A 6,362-nucleotide genomic window follows, 5' to 3' on the forward strand; every position below is an offset into this window, starting at 1 on the left:
TAACGGCAATCTGGCAGCCTTCATTTAATTACGTACATGGCATCTGATTATTGCCTTACCATGTTTTCTTCAATCGCTTTCAATATGGCATAGGCTCCCTTTGACCGATTTGAGCATACCACGGTTTTAATGGAACTTCTCGGATAGAACGATGAATGAAAACTAACTCCAGGATCGTAACCCATAATGTGATATTTAAAAATTCCATCATCATTTTTGTCAATCCACACACCATAACCATAGAATTGATCATCTCTTGTTTTAATATAGGGCGTAAATAACTGGCGAGTGAATTCTTCACTTAGTAATTGATCATTCATAAGGGCATCCCATAGTTTCGCCATGTCATTGACCGTTACATAAGCACCGCCATCAGCACCGCCTTTTACAGGCAAGGAGTAGATATTCGTTTTCCAGTTTCCATCCGGATAGTCAATATAGCCTAACGCTGTTTTTGATGGCAAAGCATCAAATTCAAAATAACCAGAGTCAGTCATTCCACATTTTATGAAAATATTTTCTATCATGTAATCAGCAAAATTCACTTGGGTAGTCTGTTCAATAATTAATCCAAGCAGGATGTAACCTGCATTATTATAATGAAATCTTTCACCTGGCATTGATTTCATAGGCTGATTTTGAAATAAAGGCAAAAAGTCTTTCAACGTTCTGATGTGATACATTGGATTCTTAATCCATAACTCCTCAAAATCATCCATGACTTCCTCGTCAAAGTAATCTGGGATTCCCGCTGTGTGTGTTAATAATTGATGAATGGTAATATCCTTATCAAATTCAGGGAAGGAAATAGGGAGACAATCTCTTAATCTTGTATCAAATGATAAGAACCCCTGCTCTACAAGTTGACACACTCCTATTGCCGTAAATAATTTGCAGCCTGAAGCTATTCCGAATCGTGTATCCGAACCATTCATTATTTGTTCCGAACGATTAGCATAACCACGACTTACTTTTAACGTATTTTTACCATCTTGCACCAGAATAGTTCCAGAAAAATTATGTTTATCCATAACATCAGTAAGGTAATCTTTAATAGTTACTTTCATTTCTACTCTCCTCTGCTTCTTGATGCTGTACAAAATTCGACAATTGGGACATAAATTCCTCCTGAATCACTGCCCTGGCCTAAACATGTTTGATGAAATTGCCCATTTATCTTTATCTTTGGGTTACTATTCTGAACCAACCACTTCCGGCAAGTTCACAGGTTAGCCTTATAAAAACAACTCCATCTCTAATTGCTTATCCGAAAATCCCATTTTCTTATAAAGCTGATAGCCCTCATCGGAAGGATGCAGCCATATTCTTCCCACACCTAATCTATGACAATCTGAAATACATTTTTCTAGCAAGGAACGAGCTATTCCACGACCTCTGTATTCTGGTAGAGTATACATATTCATGATGTATGCTTCTAATCCGCCAATATTCTTACCATGAGGAGGTCTTTCAAACAAGACTAAACCACTGATGCCTACAATTGTCCCCTTTACCTCGGCAACCCAAGCTGTATAGTCTTCATTAGCTAACTTCTCCTTAAAGTAAGCTTCGTTTGCCCTAAATACCTGTGACTTATTTTCTTCATTAACATCTCCTACAGCTGAGAGTAGTTCTATTCTTAATTTAGTCATGGTATACACATCTTTTAATATTGCTTTTCTTATAGTCCAGTCCATTTAGCATCCCTTTCTATTGCTCTATGAAAGCGTTAATAGCATCTTGATAAAAAGGCTGTCATGGAGACAGCCTTCCATTTCCTACTGATTTCATCTGTTATTTACCAATGAGTATAGTGGAACCCATATCCGCTTCCCGCTTAAACATACGGGAGTAAATTCCGTTCTCCTTGTTTACCAATTCGTGATGGGTGCCGGATTCCTTAATCCTTCCTTCATCCATGACGATAATTCGATCTGCGGACAACACGGTTGAGAGTCGGTGGGAAATGATGATGACGGTCTGCCGCTTCTTCCTTTCTCGTATCGCTTCATTAATCTTCAATTCCGTAATTGGATCCAGCGCCGAGCTCGCTTCGTCAAGAATGAGCAGCTTAGCTTCTCTCACCAATGCCCTAGCAAGTGATAGACGCTGTTTCTGTCCTCCAGAAAGGCTGGTTCCCCGCTCTCCAACAGAGGAATCGAGCCCATCCGGAAGACCTTGATAATACTCCAATAAGCCGCTGTCCCTTAAAGCGGCCAGCAGTTCCTGATCGCTTGCCTTTGTATTCCCGATTCTCAAATTGTCCCGAAGAGTGCCATTGCGCAGCTGGACATCCTGGGAAACAAATGCAATCTGGCTTCGCAGCCAGCCGATGTCAAATGTCTCAATAGGCTGACCGTCTATGAGGATTAGACCGTCCTTCGGCTCATACAAACGAAGCAGCAGGTCTGTTATCGTTGATTTACCGGCACCGCTCGGACCTGTCAGCGCAACGGCATCCCCGCCTTCAATATGAAAGGAAACGCCACGGAGGACCGGCTCTTCTTTCTCAGGATAGGCGAAAGTAACATCATGAAACGTGATACTTCCCTTCATTTCAGCAGGGACTAGACCAGCCTTTGTTTCCGCTTCTGATTTTGGGTTTGCCAGAAGGATATCCGAGCGATCTAAGGCAGGTCCTGTGCGCCTGATGGAGAGCCACATCCTGAGCATCTTCTGCATTTCATTAGCGGCAATTGTCACTAGGCCTCCCGCTGTCAGCATTTGACCAGTGGTCAGCTCACTGTTCCAGATTAAGAGGATACTGATAAAATACACACCAGCCAAGGCGATTCCGTTATACCCGCCAATGACGACAATCGATTGCATCCGTGCCTTCAACTCACGCACGGAATGCTTCACAAAGGCTTGCCTGATGCCGACGATACTCTCAACCTCACTGTCCGATACGCCGAGCACTCTAGAAAGATGGATACCTGTCACGGATTCGCGCATCCGTTCCAAATATTTTGACGCCTCGTCCCGCGCCTGTTTAGAAGCGAGACGCGTTCTTTTCCCAACATAATTCGATGCCATATAAAAGATAATACCAAGCACCACGCTCGCCATCATTAAGTATGGATGAATAAATAAAAGAACAATATTATAAATAACAACGCCCTGGACCGCTGCCATCAATGTCGATCCTTCCCATGCGAGGAAATTATGCAGGGTATCCGGATCATCCGACGTCCTGGCCAGCAATTCTCCGGATTTTGCATTTTGGAAAAAGGAGAATGGCAAATATTGAACATGTGTAAACAGCCTAATCTTCTGCCTGTTCGTCACAGATTTCGCAATATAATGGCAAAAGTATTCATCAATAACCATCATCACCAAATCAAATACGGCCACAAAGACCAGCAGCCACATCAATCCCCAAAGGAGATTCGTTGATTGTCCAGGAAGAATATCGTCGACAAGCCAGCTCAGCGCAAAAGTTGGGATGACAGAGGCGCAAACCTGGGCAATAGCAATAACAATCGAATCACCGAGCACCCATTTCCAAAAAGGCTTCAAGAAGGCAAGAACACGTCTGCCATCTTTGCTTTTTCCTTCTAATTGTACCGTGCTCATCCTACTCTCCCCTTTTCAAGTTCTTTATATTGTGACATGTACAGCTCATAATAACGGCCTTTCAGTGACAGCAATTGCTCATGTGTCCCCCGTTCAGCAATAACACCCCGCTCCAAGAATAGAATCTCATGCGCGTCCCTCACCGTAATCAGCCTATGAGCAATCGTAATCGTCGTTCTTCCTGGAATGAGGCGTTCGAGTGCTTCCTGCACCCTTTCTTCGGTTTCGCCGTCCAGGGAAGAGGTCGCTTCATCAAAGATCAACAGTTCTGGATGGCGCAAGATGGCTCTCGCCAGCGCTACCCTTTGGCGCTGTCCTCCTGATAATTTAAGTCCGCGTTCCCCAATAAGGGTTTCATAGCCATTCGGGAGTGTGTTAATAAACTCAGTCAATCCGGCCGCCTCTGCCGCATGCCTAAATTCTGTCTCTGTCGCATCCTTTTTGCCGTACAATAGGTTCTCCTTCAATGTTCCATTCAAAAGGAAGGTCTCCTGACTCACGACTCCGACCTGCCTTCTAAATGAGTTGCGGTCATAATCAGAAAGCCGTTTTCCATCAATTAAGACCTCTCCTTGATCTGGTTCATACAACCCAAGCAAGAGCTGGACAATCGTACTTTTTCCGCCGCCGCTGGAACCGACGATGCCGATATGCTTGCCAGGCTCAATGATGAAGCTAATATCATTCAGCACAGTCAAATTCGTACCGGGGTATTGGAAGGTTACATGCTTCATTTCAAGCTTTCCTTCAATCCCGCCTATCTCCGGAAGGCCTGCCTCATGTTCCTCAGGCAAATCAAAATATTCGTATAAACGCTGCAAAGCCGGAATGGCCTGCTGAATCGTCAATGCATTCTCAGCAAGCGAGCGGACTGGCTGAAACATCGTTGGAATAAACCCTAAGCAAGCTACAAGTACACCGACCGTGATATCTCCTCGCCATACGGCAAATCCGCCAATCAGCATAACGACACCGGGTGTAGCGATATTAAAGAGGTTCCCCAGGCGCCAATTCACCTTGCTGATGAGGGCTGCCTTAATGGAAAAGGCCATCCACTTCCCAAGCTTCGTCCGCTGTGTATCAATTTCCTTTTCCTGCAGCTGAAAGGTACGGACAAGCCTTGAGGACTCGATGCTCTCCTGCATATGGTGGTACATATCTGCACTCATATCACGCTGTACAGCGCTCATCTTTCTGACCGTTGTTCCTAGCTTGAATGAAGGATATAAATAAATGATAAAGACACCAACCATAACAATCGCTGTCGGCCAGAATAAAAAGATGACCGTCGCAAAAGCTGCGACCGCACTGATAATCTGCTGTAAAAATCGCGGAACAACCGTATTATTCAAGTTTTGAATCGATTCCACATCGTGCGTAAGCCGGTATAGCATATCTCCACGCGGCGTGTGCTGGAAGAATGACATCGGAGCCTTATGTAATTTCTTAAACGCCCGAAGCTGCATATCTGTGATGACATCCAAGCCAACCTTAATTTGTATATACTCCTGCAGGCTTTCAAACACCACTTTGCCTATGTAGGCAATCACGAATCCCCCAATGATCCATGGCAATAATTGAACAGCCTCGTTTTGGAGCACATCATCGACAAGCTTCCCTGTCAATATTGGGGGCAGAATCGTGAAAGCTCCCCCAATGAGGGCAAATACGACTGCCATCACGACACTAAACCAATAGGGCTTAAAATGCCCAAGTATTTCCTTTGCTAACTTCATTGCCAATCCCCTCCAATATTTAATAATTCTAGAACATTTGCTCGTAAAATACACGAACTTTTTCAAATATTCCAAAATAAATTGGAGAAATAGATGCTTACCTAATTCATTACTCACAATCTATTTTCTTATAACAGCATAATCCGCTTCTCTCCTGTATCTTTGCGCAGGCTGGCTTTAAAAAGAAAACGCCTAGATAATCCTGTACATAAAAAAGCTGCCTAGAATCGGCAGCCGTATGCATCGCTCTATATCTGAATTTGGTCTAGTACCTATTTTTCCATTACGGCAAAATAGTTTTCTTCATAATCTGCAAAGTTAAATACTCTACCGGAAGGCATTTGGACAATCTCTCCGACAGTCACTTTTTTCTTTATTAAGTCATTGTGTAATTGCTCGAGATTATCTGTGAAAAACATTAAAGAAGGGGTACCGAGATTCAGGCCAGGAGACATTTTTGAAACAAAGTCCTTATTATGCAGAATGAGGCTTGTTTCAGCCCCCATTTTTGGTGCAATTTCAATCCACCTAAATCCTTAGGTTTTATTCTCCTTAGCTATTACAGTGAAGCCCAATTGGTTTGTCCAGAATTCCACTGCCTCATCTTGGTTATCAACATACAGCATGATTTGACCAACTTGACTAATCACATTCTTTTCCCTCCCAAATTATGATGATTTTTGTTTACAGCCTAGATTCTCTATTACGCAAGAATTCTCCTGCCAATCATTTAGCTTCTTTTGCCCATCTTTTCGTTGCCCCGTTTAAAATTTCCTGTCGCTTTAGCCAATAATAACTGAACTTCTGTTCCGTTATCTTCTACTTCTTTTATTCTCGCTATAAGACGTTCAGCCTCATGATCCTTCATCATTTTAATTTGTTTACCTTTGTAATAGATGAAGATCGTTCCATTTTTCGTTGTTTGATAAGTAAATGGTTCCTCATTTAACCTGTTACGTTTGTCTATTCCCCCCACCTGCACCGCCTCCTGAATGATTATCATTTACCCATTGTATTCAGCGATTCTCCTTTACTTGCACCGGTCCAAGA

General features: G+C 43.1%; 5 protein-coding genes and 1 pseudogene. All 6 read right to left on the reverse strand.

What is annotated here, in order from left to right; translation table 11 throughout:
* Window positions 1–47: 47 nt before the first annotated feature.
* A complete protein-coding gene (locus ACI35L_RS14475) occupies window positions 48–1,067 on the reverse strand; it encodes a serine hydrolase domain-containing protein (protein WP_439803163.1) in 1,020 nt (339 codons plus the stop codon).
* 168 nt (window positions 1,068–1,235) lie between these two features.
* The gene (locus ACI35L_RS14480; protein ID WP_049670769.1) at window positions 1,236–1,697 is read right to left on the reverse strand and encodes a GNAT family N-acetyltransferase; all 462 of its coding nucleotides are present in this window, start codon (window positions 1,695–1,697) and stop codon (window positions 1,236–1,238) included.
* A gap of 97 nt (window positions 1,698–1,794) precedes the next feature.
* Window positions 1,795–3,576: an ABC transporter ATP-binding protein gene (locus ACI35L_RS14485; RefSeq protein ID WP_439803164.1), complete on the reverse strand. Its 1,782-nt coding sequence runs from the start codon at window positions 3,574–3,576 to the stop codon at window positions 1,795–1,797.
* Window positions 3,573–5,312, reverse strand: coding sequence for an ABC transporter ATP-binding protein (locus tag ACI35L_RS14490; RefSeq protein WP_439803165.1), 1,740 nt, complete (start codon window positions 5,310–5,312; stop codon window positions 3,573–3,575). The genes ACI35L_RS14485 and ACI35L_RS14490 overlap by 4 nt, the downstream gene beginning before the upstream one ends.
* 272 nt (window positions 5,313–5,584) lie before the next feature.
* Window positions 5,585–5,962: pseudogene (locus tag ACI35L_RS14495) on the reverse strand (VOC family protein).
* 80 nt (window positions 5,963–6,042) lie between these two features.
* Window positions 6,043–6,288, reverse strand: a complete 246-nt coding sequence (locus ACI35L_RS14500; protein ID WP_082197252.1) for a hypothetical protein — start codon at window positions 6,286–6,288, stop codon at window positions 6,043–6,045.
* Between the last annotated feature and the right edge of the window lie 74 nt (window positions 6,289–6,362).

This window comes from Pradoshia sp., from assembly GCF_051873915.1.
GTDB lineage: Bacteria > Bacillota > Bacilli > Bacillales > Pradoshiaceae > Pradoshia.